Source organism: Streptomyces sp. NPDC056835 (assembly GCF_042789485.1).
In the GTDB taxonomy this organism is placed as follows: domain Bacteria; phylum Actinomycetota; class Actinomycetes; order Streptomycetales; family Streptomycetaceae; genus Streptomyces.
The window spans coordinates 16,149-34,946 of sequence record NZ_JBHUBB010000039.1 but is presented as its reverse complement, the minus strand read 5'-3'; the positions used below and the strand labels follow the sequence as shown (position 1 = coordinate 34,946).

General features: G+C 69.9%; 14 protein-coding genes. All 14 read left to right on the top strand.

Annotated features, from left to right (window positions below; genetic code table 11):
• The first annotated feature begins 142 nt into the window (after positions 1 to 142).
• The 14 genes from ACFRMN_RS32965 (at position 143) to ACFRMN_RS32900 (ending at position 18,733) form a co-directional block, all read left to right on the top strand.
• Positions 143 to 1,303 (top strand): prolyl oligopeptidase family serine peptidase, encoded by a 1,161-nt coding sequence (locus ACFRMN_RS32965; protein WP_383026673.1) that lies wholly within the window; start codon positions 143 to 145, stop codon positions 1,301 to 1,303.
• Between the two features lie 288 nt (positions 1,304 to 1,591).
• Positions 1,592 to 2,800, top strand: a complete 1,209-nt coding sequence (locus tag ACFRMN_RS32960; RefSeq protein ID WP_383026670.1) for a S8 family peptidase — start codon at positions 1,592 to 1,594, stop codon at positions 2,798 to 2,800.
• 336 nt (positions 2,801 to 3,136) lie between these two features.
• Positions 3,137 to 3,529 (top strand): hypothetical protein, encoded by a 393-nt coding sequence (locus tag ACFRMN_RS32955; protein WP_383026668.1) that lies wholly within the window; start codon positions 3,137 to 3,139, stop codon positions 3,527 to 3,529.
• A 147-nt stretch (positions 3,530 to 3,676) separates the two neighbouring features.
• Complete coding sequence (gene pstC, locus ACFRMN_RS32950) at positions 3,677 to 4,729, top strand: phosphate ABC transporter permease subunit PstC (RefSeq protein ID WP_383026665.1); 1,053 nt, start codon at positions 3,677 to 3,679, stop codon at positions 4,727 to 4,729.
• An 81-nt stretch (positions 4,730 to 4,810) separates the two neighbouring features.
• Positions 4,811 to 6,103, top strand: a complete 1,293-nt coding sequence (gene pstA, locus ACFRMN_RS32945) for a phosphate ABC transporter permease PstA (protein ID WP_383026662.1) — start codon at positions 4,811 to 4,813, stop codon at positions 6,101 to 6,103.
• The gene (locus ACFRMN_RS32940; protein ID WP_383026660.1) at positions 6,100 to 7,830 is read left to right on the top strand and encodes a phosphate ABC transporter substrate-binding protein PstS; all 1,731 of its coding nucleotides are present in this window, start codon (positions 6,100 to 6,102) and stop codon (positions 7,828 to 7,830) included. The genes pstA and ACFRMN_RS32940 overlap by 4 nt, the downstream gene beginning before the upstream one ends.
• Before the next feature lie 50 nt (positions 7,831 to 7,880).
• Positions 7,881 to 10,352: a hypothetical protein gene (locus ACFRMN_RS32935; protein WP_383026657.1), complete on the top strand. Its 2,472-nt coding sequence runs from the start codon at positions 7,881 to 7,883 to the stop codon at positions 10,350 to 10,352.
• Positions 10,353 to 10,614: 262 nt separating this feature from the next.
• Entirely contained in the window at positions 10,615 to 11,616 is a 1,002-nt protein-coding gene (locus ACFRMN_RS32930; RefSeq protein ID WP_383026654.1) for a substrate-binding domain-containing protein, read from the top strand.
• A 176-nt stretch (positions 11,617 to 11,792) separates the two neighbouring features.
• Complete coding sequence (locus tag ACFRMN_RS32925; RefSeq protein ID WP_383026651.1) at positions 11,793 to 13,247, top strand: Ig-like domain-containing protein; 1,455 nt, start codon at positions 11,793 to 11,795, stop codon at positions 13,245 to 13,247.
• Positions 13,248 to 13,422: 175 nt separating this feature from the next.
• Entirely contained in the window at positions 13,423 to 14,391 is a 969-nt protein-coding gene (locus ACFRMN_RS32920) for a sortase (RefSeq protein WP_383026648.1), read from the top strand.
• A 21-nt stretch (positions 14,392 to 14,412) separates the two neighbouring features.
• Positions 14,413 to 15,249, top strand: a complete 837-nt coding sequence (locus tag ACFRMN_RS32915) for a phosphate ABC transporter ATP-binding protein (protein WP_383026646.1) — start codon at positions 14,413 to 14,415, stop codon at positions 15,247 to 15,249.
• 99 nt (positions 15,250 to 15,348) lie between these two features.
• Complete coding sequence (locus tag ACFRMN_RS32910; protein WP_383026642.1) at positions 15,349 to 16,194, top strand: GNAT family N-acetyltransferase; 846 nt, start codon at positions 15,349 to 15,351, stop codon at positions 16,192 to 16,194.
• A 125-nt stretch (positions 16,195 to 16,319) separates the two neighbouring features.
• Entirely contained in the window at positions 16,320 to 18,203 is a 1,884-nt protein-coding gene (locus tag ACFRMN_RS32905; RefSeq protein WP_383026640.1) for an MFS transporter, read from the top strand.
• Entirely contained in the window at positions 18,203 to 18,733 is a 531-nt protein-coding gene (locus ACFRMN_RS32900; protein ID WP_383026637.1) for a MarR family winged helix-turn-helix transcriptional regulator, read from the top strand. The genes ACFRMN_RS32905 and ACFRMN_RS32900 overlap by 1 nt, the downstream gene beginning before the upstream one ends.
• Positions 18,734 to 18,798: the final 65 nt, after the last annotated feature.

Genomic DNA, 18,798 nt, shown 5'->3' with positions numbered 1-18,798 from the left:
GGACTCCTGGAAGTTGTGCGGTTCTCTCCGCTTGATCCTATGCCTGAGCCATGAATCGGAGAAGCGATCTCCGCTTACTGTTATGGTGATTCGAAAGCGGAGATTGCTTCTCCACTTCATGGAGTGCGACACAGGGAGAACCATGGCCAGGCTGACCAGGGGCGCGGTGCTCGGCGGATCGATGATTCTGTGCCTTGCCCTCGCGGCATGCTCGACGGACGGCGGGAGCGGGGCGTCCGGTACGACCGGAAGCCCCACGGCCACGGCTTCGACGGCTCCGTGCCCGCGGCCCTCGGTCGCGCCGCCCTCCGGCGACACGGCCCGTACCGGCCGGCCGGGCGTCCCCCTCGCCACGTCGGTGGCGCCGGGCGACACCGGCACGAGCATGGTCATCACGGCGGGCGGGCCCCAGATCCAGTGCGGAAGGGTGGCGGTCGAGACCCGCCGCGACCTCGTCTACGCGACGCCGTCGGCGGCGGGGAAGAAGACCGAACTGAAGCTGGACATCCAGGTCCCCGCGAAGGACGGCGAGAAGCCGCTGGTTGTCTACCTCCCCGGCGGCGGGTTCGTCAGGGCGGACAAGAGCGGCGCGCCGGACCAGCGGACCTATGTGGCCGAACAGGGCTATGCGGTGGCCGCCATCGAGTACCGCACCACCGCCGACGGCGCCACCTACGAGGACGGCGTCGCGGATGTGAAGTCGGCGATCCGCTACCTCCGCGCGCACGCCGACGAGTACGGAATCGACGCGGGGAAGGTCGCGGTCTGGGGCGAGTCGGCCGGCGGGTATCTCGCCGCCATGGTCGGCACCACCCACGGCGTCGAGCGGTTCGACGTCGGTGACCATCTCGACCGGAGCAGCGAAGTCCAGGCGGTCGTCGACAAGTTCGGGCCCTCGGACCTCGCCGGGATCGGCGCCGACTTCGACACCGCCGCCCGGCGGGCGAACGTGGCCCCGGGCAACTCGACCGCCGCGTGGGTCTACGGTCCCGGCACCAAGAAGTCGGTCACGGACGACCCCGCGCCGGTCGCCCGGGCCAACCCGGCGACGTACGCCGATTCCTCGGACCCCGCGTTCCTCCTCTTCCACGGAAGCGCCGACCGTATCGTCTCGCCCGGCCAGACCCTGCTGCTGCACAACGCGCTGCGGGCCAAGGGCGTCGACAGCACCCGGTATGTACTCACCGGCGCCGACCACGGCGACTTGGCCTTCATGGGCGACGCCGAAGCCGGGCTCCCGTGGACGACCGAGCGGGTGGTGAGGACCATGGTGCGGTTCCTGGACGAGCGTTTGGGCGGCTGAGCCGGACATCGGCGCCGGTCGGGGCGGTACGGGGCCATCGCGTCCAACTGTCGTAATACGGGGCCCTGTACGTCCCCGAACGGGCGCTTCCCCGCTACGGGGTTGTTGCGCGGCCATGTCATGGCTATGACATCCCGTCAAAGCTCTTGTCGGCTGACGCTGCCTCAGCGAAGGTCTTTAGCGGGCGGCCCTCAGGAATCACGCGGTCCGCTCAACACACATACGTCACGTATGTACCCCCATGTTGCGCACGCACCCCAGCGCACCCGATGAGGAGGATCCCTCACGATGGCAGTGTTGCGTACCACCCAGACACGGATCGCCGCGGCGATCACGGCGGCAGCGGCGGCTGCGGCCATGACCGCCCTCGCCGTTCCCGCCCAGGCGGCCCCCGCCGTGGGTACGGTCGTCGGCGCCGATGCCAAGGACGCGGTGCAAGGCAGCTACATCGTCACACTCAAGAAGACCGCCGGCCTCAAGTCCGCCTCGGCCGCGGGCCGGAGTGTGGTGTCCGAGTACGGCGGGACCGTCAAGCGGACGTACACCGCGGCCCTCAACGGCTACGCGGCGGAGCTCTCGCCCGCCCAGGCGCGCAGACTCGCCGCCGACCCGGCCGTCGACAAGGTCTTCCAGGACCGCGAGGTCCACACGCTCGCCACCCAGACCAACCCGCCGTCCTGGGGCCTCGACCGGATCGACCAGGCGGCGCTGCCGCTGAACCAGAGCTACACCTACCCGGACACCGCCGGTCAGGGCACGACCGTCTATGTCATCGACACCGGCGTCCGTATCACCCACCAGGACATCGCCGGACGGGCCTCGTACGGCTACGACGCCGTCGACAACGACAGCACGGCGCAGGACGGCAACGGCCATGGCACCCATGTGGCCGCCAACGCCGCGGGCACGGCGTACGGCGTGGCCAAGAAGGCCAGGATCGTCGCCGTCCGCGTGCTCAACAACGCGGGCTCGGGCACCACGGCCCAGGTCGTGGCCGGTATCGACTGGGTCACCAACAACCACAGCGGCCCGTCGGTGGCGAACGTGTCGCTCGGCGGCGGCGCCAACGCCGCGATCGACACCGCCGTACAGAACTCCATCAACAGCGGTGTGACCTATGCGATCGCCGCCGGTAATTCCGGCGCGAACGCCCAGAACTACTCGCCGGCCCGGGTCGCGGACGCGATCACCGTCGGCGCGACGACCAGCACCGACGCCCGCGCCAGCTACTCCAACTACGGCGCACGCGTGGACCTCTTCGCTCCGGGCAGCGCCATCACCAGCGCCTGGAACACCTCGGACACGGCGACCAGCAGCATCTCCGGCACGTCGATGGCCACACCGCATGTAGCGGGCGCCGCCGCCGTCTACCTCGCGGGACACCCCACCGCGACCCCGGCCCAGGTCTCCACGGCCCTGGTGAACGGTGCCACCAACGGGGTGGTGACCAACCCCGGCACCGGCTCGCCCAACAAGCTCCTGCGGATAGTCCCGTAACCCACCGCACGAACCACGGGACGATCCACCGGACGACCCACCGAACGATCCACCGGACGATCTGAGAGCGTGACGCCCGGCGCCGACCACATGGCGCCGGGCGTTACGCCTGTCCGCCGTCGGCGCCGTCGATCGTCGGCGCCGTCGATCCCGGGGAGACGCCGGCGACCCCGGCGAAGTGCCGGTGGCCTAGGGGCAACTTCCCGGCGAATCCTGTCGGCAGGTAGTCGTTTGCATCCCGCCCGTCACGATCGTCTCACTAGGTTTCACCTGCTGCTCCACGGACCGCACGTGCGGTCCGACAGGGACGAGCGGCAGGGGTGGGGACGTGGGGATATGAGATCTGCCGACGAGAGCGGGAGATTAAGAAGCGCCGCCGGTCTGCGCTGTCAGACCGATATCGACGCGGACGGCCGCTACCGATGGCGGGTGGTGGCACAGAACGGGCGGGTGGTCGCCGTCTCGGCGCTCGCCTTCGCCTCGTACGAGCGGTGCCGCGCCGCGTTCGAGGAGGTGTGCAGGCGGCACGCGGCCCTGACCGGAGGGGTTCAGCACACGGCGGAGGCCAACGGCTGGATGTGGATCGTCCGGGACGAGAGCGGACGCCGGACCATCGTGTCCGCCCGCTCCTACGAGCGGTACTCGACCTGCCGGGTCGCGTACTCCCGATTCCGGGAGCTGCTGCGGGAGTTGGGGGAGAGCGGCGAGGTGCCCTGGAGCGGGAGTTGACGCCACGGCGGCGGGTGTACAGGGCGTGCGCCACCAGGTGCTTCGCGCGGTACGCGCACACGTTCGTCACCCGAAGTTGCCTCTAGGGGGTACCTCGTTCATATAAAGGTGCCTGCGTGTCAACCGCGCCCCGTGAGCGTCATGGGTGTGCTGAGACGAACAGGGGAGCGAACGGTCGCCGCCCACGGATCCGTTGGGCTCGCGACCGAGGGATCGGCCACCACCGACGGGCCGCGTGGGCTCTACGCCGACCCCGGGCTGCCCGACCGGATCTTCCGAGGCGTGGCCCGTGGCGGCGGCGGACTCGTGCTGGCCGTGATGCTGCTGGTGGGCGGCTTTCTGCTGTACCGCGCGTGGCAGGCGCTCGACCGGGCGGGATGGTCCTTCCTCACCACCGCGGCCTGGGAGCCGGACGCGGGCCGCTTCGGTATCGCCGCCGTCATCGTCGGCACCGTACTGATCGCGCTGGTGGCGATCGTGGTGGCGGTGCCGCTGGCGGTGTGCGGGGCGCTCTACATCTCCGAGTACGCGCCGCCCGCCATGCGCGGGACGCTGATCAGCGTGGTCGACCTGATGGCGGCCGTGCCGAGTGTCGTCTACGGACTGTGGGGGCTCTTCTTCTTCGAGGGAGCGGTGTTGCCCACCGCCCGCTGGATCGCCACCTACCTCGGCTGGTTCCCGCCGCTGGGTGTCGTCGGCGCCGATCCGCGCGATCCGCTCGCCACCGAGACCGTCTACACCTCCTCGACTCTCATCGCGGGCATCGTGGTGGCGCTGATGGTCGCGCCGATCATCTGCTCGGTGATGCGCGAGGTCTTCACCCAGGCCCCGGCCGGTGAGCGCGAGGGCGCCTACGCGCTCGGCGCCACCCGCTGGGGGATGATCCGCAGCGTCGTCCTGCCGTTCGGCAAGGGCGGCATGATCGGCGGCACCATGCTCGGACTCGGCCGCGCCCTGGGCGAGACCATCGCCGTCTACCTGATCATCTCGCCGGTCTTCCAGATCCAGTGGCATGTCATCCAGAGCGGCACCAGCTCCGTCTCCTCGCTGATCGCGCTGCGGTACGGGGAGGCCAGCCCGTTCGGGATGTCCGCGCTGATGGCGGCCGGTCTCGCGCTCTTCGTGATGACCCTCATCGTCAACTTCGTCGCCTCGTCCATCGTCGCGCGCAGCCGCTCCGGCGCGGCCAGCGATGCCTAGGCCCTGTCCGGTGCCCAGCCCCTGCCGGGTGCCTGAGCCCTCTCCGATGTCCAGACCCTGTCCTAAGGGGACCCGCCCGTCATGACCCTCGCACCCGAGTCGCCACCGTCCCTCGCGAAGGAACGGCGTACCGTCCTGCCCGCGAGCGGGCCGCGGCCCGTGGAGCCGGCCGGGGAGCAGCGGCGCTCCCTGGCGCTGAGGCGTGCCACCGACACCTACGCGCTGCTCGGCTCCGGCGCCGCGGCCGTCGGTCTGACCGCGCTGCTCTTCGTATGGCTGCTGCCCTTCAACGGGGTGATCGGCTTCCTGGTCATCGCGTACGCGTTCTTCCTCGGCCTCTACGCGCTGCTGGTCTCCCTCGACGAGGACGGGCCCACCGTCCGCGACCGGCTCGCCGGGGTCATCGTCCGTTCGGTGGGCCTGGTCATGGTCGTCGCCCTGGCGTTCGTGATCGTCTACACGCTGTGGGAGGGCCGCAAGGCGCTGCCCCATCTGAACTTCTTCACCGAGGACATGACGCTCGCGGGCCCCCTCGACCCGCTGAGCGCCGGCGGCATCCTGCACGCCATCGTCGGCACCCTGGAGCAGATCCTCATCGCGCTGGTCCTCACCGTGCCCGCCGGACTGGTCTGCGCGGTCTTCCTCAATGAGGTGCCCGGCCGGTTCGCGCGGTTCGTCCGTACCATCGTCGAGGCCATGACGGCGCTGCCGTCCATCGTCGCCGGCCTGTTCATCTACGCGACCGCGATCCTCGCCCTGGGCACCGGGAAGTCGGGCTTCGCCGCGTCCCTGGCGCTCGGTGTGATGATGCTGCCGATCATCATCCGGGCCGCCGATGTGGTGATCCGGCTGGTGCCCGGCTCGCTGCGCGAGGCGTCGTACGCGCTGGGGACCTCGCGCTGGCGCACCGCCTGGCATGTGGTGCTGCCCACCGCCCGCTCCGGGCTGACCACTTCGGTGATCCTCGGCACCGCGCGCGGGGTGGGCGAGACCTCCCCGGTGCTGCTGACCGCCGGTTTCACCGCGGAGATGAACGCCGATCCGTTCAACGGGCCTCAGGTCTCGCTGCCGCTCGCCACCTTCGAGTTCGTCAAGTCGCCCGAACCCGCCATGATCGCGCGCGGGTTCGGCACCGCGGCGACCCTGATGGCGCTGGTGCTGCTGCTGTTCGTCCTCGCCCGGCTCATCGGCGGACGCGCACCGGGCAAATTGACGCGCCGTCAGACGCACCGCAGGGTGCTCGCCTCGCGCCGCGACGCCGAGCGCTTCGCGAGCCGTGCCCACACCGGCGCACAGGGCCCCGGGGCCGCCGTCACCTCGTCCGCACCGACTTCCTCCGTACCCGCCGTCAAGCCCAACAGGAGTACCCCGTGAGACCCGCGACCGTCTCCCGACTGGCCATGGGGCTGGCCGCGCTGCTCTGCGCGCTGCTCGCCGTCGGCCCGCCGCCCGCCTGGGCGGTGACCTATCCGAAGATCAACGGTGCGGGCTCCACCTGGAGTTCCAACGCACTGGACCAGTGGCGCCGCAATGTCGCCTCCAACTTCGGTATGACCGTCAACTTCGCGGCGACCGGATCCTCCAACGGCCGGGAGCAGTTCAGAAACGGCTCCGTCGACTTCGGTGTCTCCGAGATCCCGTACGGTCTCAAGGAGGGCGGGGTCACCGACGCCCCGCCCAAGCGCGGCTACGCCTATATGCCGATCGTGGCCGGTGGAACGGCCTTCATGTACAACCTGAAGATCGGCGGCAAGCGGGTCACCAACCTGCGGCTCTCCGGTGATGTCCTCGCCAAGATCTTCACCTCCAGGATCACCATGTGGAACGCGGCGGAGATCAGGGCCGACAACCCGGGCCTCACTCTCCCCGCCCGCCGGATCGTGCCGGTCGTACGCTCCGACGGCTCCGGTACGACGGCGCAGCTGACCACCTGGCTGTCCAAGGAGCACCCCGCCGCCTGGAACGACTACTGCGCCCGCGCCGGACGCGCCACCCCGTGCGGTCTCACCTCGTACTTCCCGGTGGTGCCCGGCACCTCCACGATCGCCAAGTCCGGATCGCTCGGTGTCTCCGGCTATGTGAAGCAGGGCCAGGCCGAGGGCGCCATCACCTACGTCGAGTACTCGTACGCCATCTCCACCGGTTTCCCGGTGGCGAAGATGCTCAACGCGTCCAAGTTCTATGTGGAACCCACCGCGTCCAGCGTCGCCGTGGGGCTGCTCGGCGCGCGGATCAACCCGGACAAGAACTCCACGAACTATCTGACCCAGATCCTGGACGGCGTCTACGGCTCCGGCGACCGTAGGGCCTATCCGCTCTCCAGCTACAGCTACATGATCATCCCCACCTCGCTGACGGGCGAGCAGAACCCGATGACCAAGGAGAAGGGCCTCTCGCTGGGCACCTTCGCCAACTACTTCCTCTGCGACGGTCAGCAGATCGCCGAGGAGCTGGGGTACTCCCCGCTGCCCAAGAACCTCGTCCAGGCGGGCTTCGAACAGGTACGGCGTATCCCCGGCGCGCCCACGGACAAGATCAATATCAACTCCTGCCGCAATCCCACCTTCTCCTCGGACGGGACCAACACCCTCGCCAAGAACGCGCCGCAGCCGAAAGCCTGCGACGAGAAGGGCCCGACCCAGTGCTCCGACGGCACGGCGGGCGCCAAGAAGCAGCCGACCCCGGTGAAGCCCTCGGCCCAGGGCTCCAACGGCGGTTCGGGCAGCGGTGGTTCGGGAGGTACGGGCGGCTCCGGCGGTACGGGCGGCACCACCGCGGGCACCGGCGGATCAGGGGGCACCGGGAGCACCGGCGGCTCCACGGGCGGCACCTCGGGCTCCCCGGAGTCGGCGGCCGCGGCCGGCGCGTCCGGCGGGGTCATCGACCCCGATACGGGCGAGCTGATCAGCGGGGACGGATCCGGCGGCGGCGACTCCTCGGTGGTCGGGAATCCGGTCACCCTCGCCTCCAACGAGGCGACGGGGCTGCGCGGCGCGCTGATGGCGCTCTCCGCGCTGCTCCTCGTCGGTGTGGTCATCGGCCCACCGCTCACCGCACGCGCGCTCGCCGCACGGGCCCGCCGCCGGGAGGGATCGGTATGACGGCCCGTCAATTCAGCCCGAAAGAGGGCGGATCCAGACTCTCCCGGCGTGTGAGGGTCGGTGTCGGGGCGCTCTTCGCCGCCCTGGTCGTCGCGCTCGTACCGCTGCCCCCGGGCAGTGACCGGGCCCAGGCGGCGGAGCAGGGGAGCGGTACGAAGGCGACGTCGGACTCCGCGATGACGCTGACCGGCAAGAAGGGACCGTACGACGACTTCTCCGGCCTCAAGGTGACCGTCCACCAGACGAAGAACCTGCGGGCCCAGGGGGTCGATGTGACCTGGGAGGGCCCCGCCGTGCCGACCGCGGACGGCTACCGGAACTTCCTCCAGATCATGCAGTGCTGGGGAGATGATCCGGCGGGCCCGGACCGGGAGCAGTGCGAGTTCGGGGGAAACAACGCAGGCACCCACTGGATGAGCCAGCGCACCCTGCCGAAGGGCACGGACCCACTGGAGAAGGAGTACGCGGACGCCGGCGACAACAACCCGTTCGTTCCGTTCCAGCCGTTGCGGGGCGATCCGACCGACTCGCCGTCCGACGCCACCTACTTCAGCAAGAACGACACCAACGCCCAGCCGTGGCTGAGGACACGGAGCGACGGCACCGGCGAGGCGGTCGTCGAGGTGAAGTCGGCGATCGAGGCCCCCTACCTGGGCTGCGGCGACGTCGGCGGCGCGGGCGGAGCGGGGAAGCCCCGGAAGTGCTGGCTGGTCGTCGTCCCCCGTGGCGAGCATGACCCGGACGGCACCGTCAACGCCGGCGACGGTGTGCGCACCTCCCCGCTCAGCCAGTTCAACTGGGACCAACGACTCGTCTTTCCCATGGAGTTCGGCGCGGTCGGCAACACCTGCCCGGCGGACAAGGCCGAGCGACGCGTCATCGGTTCCGAGCTGCTGACCGACGCCATCACCTCGTGGCAGGCCACGCTGTGCGCGGGCGCCGACGCTCGCTTCACCTACAGCCAGGCCGGCGAGGACTACGCGCGTCGCCTCATCGAGAACCCCACATCGACGTCGCCCGGGATGGGTGTCACCGTGGCCCCCATCGAGGAGGCCACGGGTGTGGTGTACGCGCCGGTCGCGATCAGCGCGCTCACGGTCGGCTTCTTCTGGGAGGACGCGGAGGCAGGCCAGGTGCGCGACCTGAAACTCAGCGCCCGGCTGCTCGCCAAACTGGTGACCGGCTCCTACCCCTATGACATCCGGCAGGTCGGCTTTCAGTATCCGGTCCCGGATCATCTGAAGGGGAACGCGCAATCCATTGTCGTCGACCCGGAATTCATCAAACTGAATCCCTATTTCGACCGTCCGACACAGCCCCAGCTCGGTCCGGGCGGAATACTCCTCCAGGCCGGTAATTCGGATGTCAACAGCCTGCTCTGGCGCTATCTCCAGTCGAACGCGGAGGTGCGGGACTTCCTGCGGGGCAAGCCGGATCCGTGGGGGATGAAGGTGAACCCCTTCTACCGGGCGCTGGGCCTGGACACGGAAGCACCGCTCGACTTCCCGAAGGCCGACACGACCGAGACGCGCATGACACTGCCCGACAACGGCGTCGAACGCACCATCGCGTACGGCCAGCTGGAGAAGTCCCCGTACTCCAATGACATGCACGACGGCGCGCTGCGCGTGAGGCGCGGTGCCACCGGAGCCACGTTCCTCGCCTCGCTCGACCCGGGCTCCCCGCAGGGCATCAAACTGGTGCCCTCGGACAGCACCCCCGGTACCCGTCGGGCGTACGGCGTCGTCGACGCGGCGTCCGCCTCCCGCTACGAACTCGACATCGCCGCGCTCCCGAACGCCGACGGTGTCTACGTACGGCCGACCGCCGACTCGATGCTCAAGGCCGTCGCCCGTATGCCCGACTCGGCCGTCAAGGGGGTGAAGGCGCCGACCCCGGCCACCGCGAAGAGCGGTGCGTATCCGCTGACGGCGGTCGCCTACGCCATGGCCCCGGTCGACCAGCCCGCGGACGCGCGTCAGGACTACGCGCGACTCATCCGGTACGCGGCGGGCGACGGACAGACCCAGGGCCTGACGCCCGGTGAACTGCCGCCCGGATACGTGCCGATGCCCAAGGCGCTGCGTGACCAGGCGCTTTCCGCCGCTGACCAGTTGGTACGCGGCAAGGTGGCCGATCCCGCCACCACCCCGCCGGCCGATGGCGGGTCGGTCGGTGGCGCGGCCGGCGGCGGGTCCATCGGCGGTGGTGACGGTGGAACGGCCGGCGCGGGAGCCGGCGGAACGGCCGGTGCAGGTGCCGAGGCCGGGGGAGCCACCGGCGGCGACGGAGCGGGCGCCCCCGAGACCTCCGCCTCACCGGGCGCGGCGGCCGGCGCTCCCGGCCCAGCGGAGAAGAGCGAGCTCGCCTCCGGCGGGCTCACCCCCGGCGAGGTGCTGGGCGTCGTGCGCTGGGTGCTGCTCAGTGTTCTGGTGGTCGGTGGTGTGGCCGCGCTGGCCGGTCCCGTCATGCTGCGGCTCTCGGCGCGCAGGGCGGCGACGGCGGCGGGCGGTCCGGGGTGACATAGGAGGAGCGAGCGTCCGATCCAGGGGATCACCCCGGAGCGGCCCAGCGCCCTCCGGGAATTCTCCATAACCAATGGTGAGTTCTCCAGGTGTCTCCTAGGAAATACCCCCGTAACCTTTTCATCCGGCGGAGTTGGTGGTCTTGGACTGTGCATATGCGGAAATGTTCACGGCGTCGGCCGACGGGCCGGCGGAACGAAATCCGGATTCTTCTTGACAGTCCATTCCTCGAAATCCGTATTCACGGAGGAGAACAGAAGTGAACGTCAAGTCCCGTGCTCGCCTGGGCGCCGTTGTCGGTGCCGCCGCACTCGGTGTGGGCCTGCTGGCCCCCGTAGCCTCCGCCGACCCGGCGGTCGGTGAGTACCGTCAGCTCGCCGGCGTGGGCTCCGACACCACGCAGGACGTCCTCAACCGCCTCGGCGCGGTCATCCCGGACCCCGACGGGGTCCCGGACGGTCAGCTCATCGCGTCCTACAACGCGACGGGTACCGCCACCATCAAGACCCGCGCCACCGGCTGTGTCATCAACCGGCCCAACGGTTCCTCGGCCGGTATCGACGCCCTGCGCAACGCGGTCCTCAACAACACCGGTTGCCTCGACTTCGCCCGTTCCTCCCGGGGCCCGGCGGACACGACGACCACCAAGCTGACCTGGATTCCGTTCGCCAAGGACGCGGTGACCATCGCGGTCCGCTCGGACAGCGCGCTCAACAACAACCTGGACCTGACCACCGCCAACCTGCGTGACATCTACACCTGCGTGAAGACCACGCACAACGGTGTCGCCCTGACCCCGCTGCTGCCGCAGTCGGGCTCGGGCACGCGGTCCTTCTTCCTGGAGAAGATCGGGGTCACCGAGGCCCAGATCGGCACCTGCGTCAACGGCACCGTCCAGGAGCACGACGGCACCGCGCTGGACAGCGCCGGTGACATCGCCCCGTACTCCGTGGCCCAGTACATCGCCCAGACCAACGGTGTGGTGACGGACCGTCACGGCGCCACCGTCCTGGGCAAGGTGAACACCGTGGCGCCGCGCAACGCGGACGGCACGCTGAACGTCAACTTCCCCTACAACCGTGACGTCTACAACGTCGTCCCGACCCCCAAGATCACCGGATCCACCGCTGACGCCAACGTCGTCAGCGCGTTCGTCGGCACCGCCTCCAAGGTCTGTGGCCAGCCGTCGCACATCACGGCCTTCGGCTTCGGCTCGATCGGCACCGCCTGCGGCGCCACCACCCTGAAGGGCGAGCGCTGATCAGCGTTCCTTCCCACCACGCCAAGGCCGGGCACCCTCCAGGTGCCCGGCCCCACGGCGTGTCCCGTTTCCGTTCCATTACCGGCTGACATCGATACCGACGTCACCACCGACACCGACACCGACATCGACCGCGGCACCAACCGCGACACCGACACCCTGTGGGGGACCCGACCATGACACGCCTCGCGCGAGCGAGATCACTCCCGGCGCTGCTGCTGTGCTGCGCTCTGATCATGGGTGCGGCCGCCGCCGTGCTCGGCGCCGCGGCCACCGCGAACGCGGCCGGCCGTCTCGGCGATCTGACCCTCAGCAGTACTACTGGCAGCACCACGGACGATCCGCTCGTCCCCCGGGTCAGCACGGACACAGCGTGCCCGCAGGGGCAGGGCGGCGCGGTGCGGCTCACCGTGCTCCATCCGACGGACGGTACGAGCGCCCGCCTGGGCCAGGCGACGACGGGACCGTACGACGCCGGGCCCATTGACACCGAGATGCCGCAGGAATTCTTCCCCTTCTCCGACATCCTCGCCGGGTGGTTCGGAAACGAGTCCCACGACGGTACGTACGAATTGCGGCTCGACTGTGTCAACGTCCTGGACCCGAACCTGCCTGCCGCTTTCTTCACCACGAACATCGAGGTCACGGGCGACTCATGGGCGCTGGCCGTGGCCGAGACGACCAGCCTGGAGCTGACGGCCGCTCCGGAGAACCACCCCGAGGTGGGCAGCGAGGTGACGGTCACGGTGAAGGTGACCCCCGAGGCGGCGGCCGGCGAGGTGACACTGACCTCGGAGCGCGCCAATGAGGAGCCGGTCGCACTCGGCGCGAAGGCGGTCGAGAACGGCACCGCCGTCTTCACGACGAAGGAGCTGCCCGAGGGCGTGCAGAACATCCGCGCACAGTTCACCCCCGCGGATCCCGACGCGTACGCCGGTTCGAGCAATGCGATCAGTGCCTATACGGCCGACCCGGCCGGCACCCCGAGCGGCTCTCCGACGCCCACCGGGTCCGATCAGCCGACCGACGGACCCAGCGTGCCCGCCGACATCGACGCGTTGGACGCGGACGGCAAGCTGCTCGAACCGAACCCGAACCTGGAAGCGGGCCAGCGGGTGACGCTCATCGCCCGCGGCTATTCCAAGGACGCGACGGTGAAGGTCACCCTCGCCGAGGGCGACGCGACCTTCGAGGACGCCAAGGCTGACGCGGACGGCATCGTCCAGGACTACCCGTTCACCGTCCCGGCGGAGATCGCGGACGGCGATCATGTGCTGAACCTCGCCGAGGACAAGGAGGGCGGCCACAGCCTCGACTTCACGTTCACCACGGGCGAGGTGACGGAGCCCACCCCCGAGCCCAGCGACTCCGCGAGCGCGGACGGCGGCGCGGCGGCGGGCACCTCCGGTGGTGACACGGGCGGTGACACGGGCGGTGACTCCGGCGCGGCCGGTGGCAGCGGGGGCGACGGCAGCGGTGGGGGCGGCTCCCTCGCCTCGACCGGCACCGGCGTCGCCTCGATCGCCCTGGCCTCCCTGGCGCTGTGCTGCGTGGGCGCCGCGTTCGTGATCGGCGTGCGCCGCAGGGGCCTGATGACCTTCGCCACGCCTTCGGGCACGGCGGGCGACTGACACGGAACGGGTCCCGAGGTACGCCGGTTCCCGGAGGCAGGCCCTGTGTCCGCCTCCGGGCCCCGCGCCCGTACCGACACCCACCCCCGTACTCGTGCCCGTTCACCCGCCACCGCCACTCTCACCCCACCGGCGACCCCGACCCCCGACCCAGCCAGCGAGGAGCGCAGCCACCGTGGCCGTTCTGACACCGCCGCCGTCCGCCACCGCCCCGCCGGACGCCCCCTCACCACCCGCCGGATCCGCGTCCCGCGACGAGCCCGCGGGGCGCGGGGGAGCCCCGGGGAGCCCCGCCCGCCCGGGTCTGGCGCTGGCCGGGGCCGCGCTGTGCGTGCTCGCCGCCGTACTGCTCGGCTTCGCCGCGAACCTCACCGTCGTCGGGCACCTTCAGCACGCGCGCGACCAGCAGGTCTCCTACGACGAACTGCGCAAGCAACTCGCCGAGGGCACCGCGCCGGTGGGCCCGCTCGACACCAACGGCAGGCAACTCGCCCTGGGCGCCCCCGTCGCGCTGCTGGACATCCCCGCCCTCGGTGTCCACGAGGTCGTCGGCGAGGGCACCACCTCCGCCGTGCTGATGTCCGGCCCCGGGCACCGCCGCGACACCGCACTGCCCGGCCAGTCGGGCACCGCCGTGATCATGGGCAGGCAGTGGGGATACGGCAGCCCGTTCTCCCACCTCGACCGGCTCCCGGACAACGCCACGATCACCCTGATGACAGGCCAGGGCAAGGCCGAGTACCGGGTCACCGGCATCCGCCGCGCGGGCGATGAACTGCCCACGCCCAGCGGCGGTCAGAACGAGGGCCGGCTCACCCTCATCACCGCCACCGGCGCTCCGTACACCCCCTCGGGGGTGCTGCGGGTGGACGCCGAACTGACCTCGCCCGTACAGCCGAGCCCACCGCGCGAGCGCCGCTCCGGATGGATCGGCCCCGCGGAAGAGGCGCTCAAGGGCGACGGCGGCGCCTGGCTCGCCGTCTTCCTGTGGACCCAGGCACTCTTCCTCGCCGCGCTCCTCGCGGCCTGGGCACACCGGGTGTGGGGCCGCTGGCAGGCCTGGATCTGCGCCGTGCCCGTCCTCGCCGTACTGGGCCTCGCCGTTTCCGGCGCCGCCACCCGCCTTCTGCCGAACCTGCTCTGAAAGAAAGTGAGTTGCCCCACCATGACGGTGACGCCGCCCCATCTCGCCGACACCCTCGTCCAGCCCGCGGTGGGCTCCGGCACCGCCGCCTCGCTGCGGGCCGACGCCGTCTCCGCGTGGTTCGGTGACCACAAGGTGCTCGACCAGGTCTCGCTGACCATGCCCGCGCACGAGGTCACCGCGCTGATCGGCCCCTCGGGCTGCGGCAAGTCGACCTTCCTGCGCATCCTCAACCGTATGCACGAACTGATCCCGACCGCCGCTCTCGCCGGACGCGTGCTGCTCGACGGGGGAGACATCTACGACCGAGGACGGCGCATCACCCATGCCCGCCGGCAGATCGGCATGGTCTTCCAGAAGCCCAACCCGTTTCCCGCCATGTCGCTGTACGACAACGTCCTGGCCGGGCTGAAGCTCAATGGCATCAAGGCGGGCCGCGACAGCAAGGACGACCTCGTCGAGGAGTGTCTTACCAAGGCCGGGCTCTGGCGCGAGGTGAAGGACCGGCTGCGGCAGCCGGGCGGCGCGCTCTCCGGCGGCCAGCAGCAGCGGCTGTGCATCGCACGGTCGCTGGCGGTACGGCCGCGAGTGCTGCTGATGGACGAGCCGTGCTCGGCGCTCGACCCGACCTCGACGCGGCGCATCGAGGAAACGATCGCCGAACTGAAGACGGAGGTGACGATCGTCATCGTCACGCACAATATGCAGCAGGCCGCACGGGTCTCCGACTCCTGCGCCTTCTTCCTCGCGGAGCAGGGGACACCCGGGGTGATCGTCGAACACGGCGACACGGACGCGATGTTCAACGCGCCCCGGGACACCAGGACCGCCGACTACGTCAACGGCCGGTTCGGCTGAGTGGGCCCGGACTGTCCTCACATGGCTGAGAGTTGATCCACTTCCGGTCTTCGCCGGTCCTGGCTGTGGCAGGGTGTGAGCCCACCGCACTGGAGGCCGATGGTGACGTTTGAGATTGTGACCGCGAACGCCGACTACATCGAACAGCTCGGTACATGGGCGGACGAGGAGGGCTGGAATCCGGGGAAGTCCGACAGGCACTCCTTCTTCCCGACCGATCCGGGCGGCTTTATCTTCGGGCGACTGAACGGTGAGGCCGTCGCGTCCGTTTCCGCCGTGCGCTACGGCACCGATTTCGGGTTCATCGGCTTCTATATCGCCCGTCCCGCCGTACGCGGACAGGGATACGGAATTCAGCTCTGGCGGGCGGCCATGGCGCGGCTGACCGGCCGGAACGTAGGGCTTGACGGGGTGATCGAACAGCAGGAGAACTACCGCAAGTCCGGCTTCCGCAAGGCCTGGAACAATGTCCGTTACGAAGGCGTCCCGGCGGCCATCGGTATTCCCGACGACATCACGCTGATCGACGCCCGCAAGGTCTCCTTCGATCAACTCGCCGCCTATGACCGGCGGTTCTTCCCGGCGGAGCGCGACGCCTTCCTCGCCTCGTGGATCGGGCTGCCCGACCGTACGAGCCTCGCCGCCGTGCACGACGGCGAACTGCGCGGCTTCGCGGCCATCCGCCCCTGCAGCGGAGCCTCGCGCGTCGGGCCGCTCTACGCCTCGTCCCCGGAGGTCGCCGCCGCGCTGCTGAGCGGACTGGCGGCGACCGTCCCCGGGGCACCCGTGGCGATCGACATCCCGGATATCAACGCGCCGTCCGTACGTCTCGCGGAAGAGCTCGGACTGGCGCCCTCCTTCGAGGCCGCTCGTATGTACACCGGTCCGGTCCCGGAAATGGATCTACCGGGAATGTACGCCGTCACCAGTCTTGAGCTCGGGTAATTCCCGGACGCTGGCCTCATCGCCGAACCGGTATTAGATTGGTTGAAGTCAAGCAAGTAAATCCGTTGATCAAGATCTGTTGATCAAGCAAAGCCGTCGATCATGGGCGACGGGAGTGATGCCCAGTGCGGTGGACAGTCGCCAAAACGGCCGGTTCACGGCCCGACGCCGAAACCGACACCGGTCGTGAGCCGGGACCGCACTACAAGTGGATCGCCCTGTCCAACACCACGCTCGGCGTTCTGATCGCGACGATCAATATGTCGATCCTGCTGATCGCGCTTCCCGATATCTTCCGCGGAATCGGCGTGGATCCGCTCCAGCCCGGCAATACCAGTCTGCTGCTGTGGCTGATCATGAGCTATCTGGTGGTCACCGCCGTGCTGGTGGTCAGCTTCGGACGGCTCGGCGACATGTACGGCCGGGTCCGTATGTACAACCTGGGGTTCGCGGTCTTCACCGTGTTCTCCGTACTGCTCTCGGTGACCTGGATGCACGGCACGGCGGGCGCGCTGTGGCTGATCGGGATGCGCGTCCTCCAGGGCGTCGGCGGCGCGATGCTGATGGCGAACTCCAACGCCATCCTCACCGATGCCTTCCCCGCCCATCAGCGCGGGCTCGCCCTGGGGCTGAACCAGGTGGCGGGCATCGCCGGATCCTTCATCGGGCTGGTCCTCGGCGGTCTGCTCGGGCCCGTCGACTGGCATCTGGTGTTCCTGGTCTCCGTACCGATCGGCCTGTTCGGCACCGTATGGGCGTACCTCAAACTGCGGGACACCGGCATCCGCGCCCCGGCCCGGCTGGACTGGTGGGGCAATCTCACCTTCGCCATCGGCCTGATCGCCGTCCTGTCCGGCATCACCTACGGAATCCAGCCCTACGGCGGCCACACCATGGGCTGGTCCAACCCCTGGGTGATCACCGCGATCGCCGGGGGACTGGCGATGCTGGCGGTGTTCTGTGTGGTGGAGACGAAGGTCGCCGAGCCGATGTTCCACCTGGCGCTGTTCCGTATCCGCGCCTTCACCGCGGGGAACGTGGCCAGTCTGCTCGCGTCGCTGGGACGCGGCGGACTGATGTTCATCCTGATCATCTGGCTCCAGGGGATCTGGCTGCCCCGGCACGGCTACAGCTTCGAGCAGACCCCGCTCTGGGCCGGTATCTACATGCTTCCCCTGACCATCGGATTCCTGATCGCGGGCCCCTTCTCCGGCTGGGCCTCGGACCGGTTCGGCGCGCGGACCTTCGCCACCGGAGGCATGCTGCTGGCCGCGGGAACGTTCGCGGCGCTGAAGGAACTCCCGGTCGATTTCGGCTATCCGATGTTCGCCCTGATCCTGCTGCTGAACGGGCTGGCCATGGGGCTGTTCGCGTCGCCCAACCGGGCGGCCATCATGAACAGCCTGCCGCCCGACCAGCGAGGGGTGGGCGCCGGGATCAGCACCACCTTCCAGAACTCCGCCACGGTCCTCTCCATCGGCATCTTCTTCTCGCTGATGATCGCGGGCCTCGCCGGGTCGCTGCCCGGGGCTCTCACCCATGGCCTGACCGCCCAGGGTGTGCCCGCCGCCGACGCGGCGCGGGTCGCCGCCCTGCCACCGGTCGGCGTGCTGTTCGCCTCGCTCCTGGGATACAACCCCGTGCAGACGCTGCTCGGCCCGCATGTACTCGCCCAACTGCCCGCCGGACAAGCCGATTATCTGACGGGGCGCGCCTTCTTCCCGGCGCTGATCTCCCAGCCGTTCTCCGACGGCCTCTCCATCGCCTTCGACTTCGCGATCGCCGCCTGCGTGATCGCGGCCTTCGCCTCGCTGCTCCGGGGCGGACGCTATATCCACCAGGACCGGCCCCCGGCCGCGACTCCCGCCGCGGCGGAACGGCATCCGGACACCTCGGCCTCGTCGGCCTCGTCGGTCCCCGCGTCGCAGCCGGCGCCGCGACTGTCCCCGCGGCCGTACGCGCGGCCGTCTCCCGCACCCCCGCCGCCGCCCCCGTCCGAGGGGCCGTGATGAGCAAGCCCGCGCCCGAGCCGGCACCCGCGCCTGCCCCGGACCCCACTGAGATCGGCGAGATTGACGAGATCGGCGAGATCGGCGAGATCGCCGGACGGCTCCGGCTGGCGATCCAGCACCTCGTTCCCGTACTGCGTGCCCGGAGCGCCCACGGCGACCTCACCCCCAGCCGGCAGGCCGCCCTGGCCGCACTCGCGGATCACGGCCCGCTGCGCATCAGCGATCTCGCCGCACGCATGGGCATCGCCCTGTCCACCACCTCCCGCATGGTGGATCTGCTCGACAGCACCGGCTGGATCGAACGGCATCCCGACCCACAGGACCAGCGCGCCAGCCTGGTCACCCTCAGCCGTACGGGCAGGGCCGTGCTGGCCGCCAGGCGCCGCGAGACCGCCGCCCGCCTCGCCGAGCGGATAGCTCTGCTGACGGACGGCGAGCAGCGCGCCCTGTACGCCGCGCTGCCCGCGCTGGAGGCCCTGTCCGAGCGATCCGCGACGTACCCCGGCGAGCTGCCCCGGGGCATCTGAGTCCGCGCGGAACCTCAGAGCCGTATCTCGCGGTATCTCGCGGCGATACCTCGGGTGGATCAGTG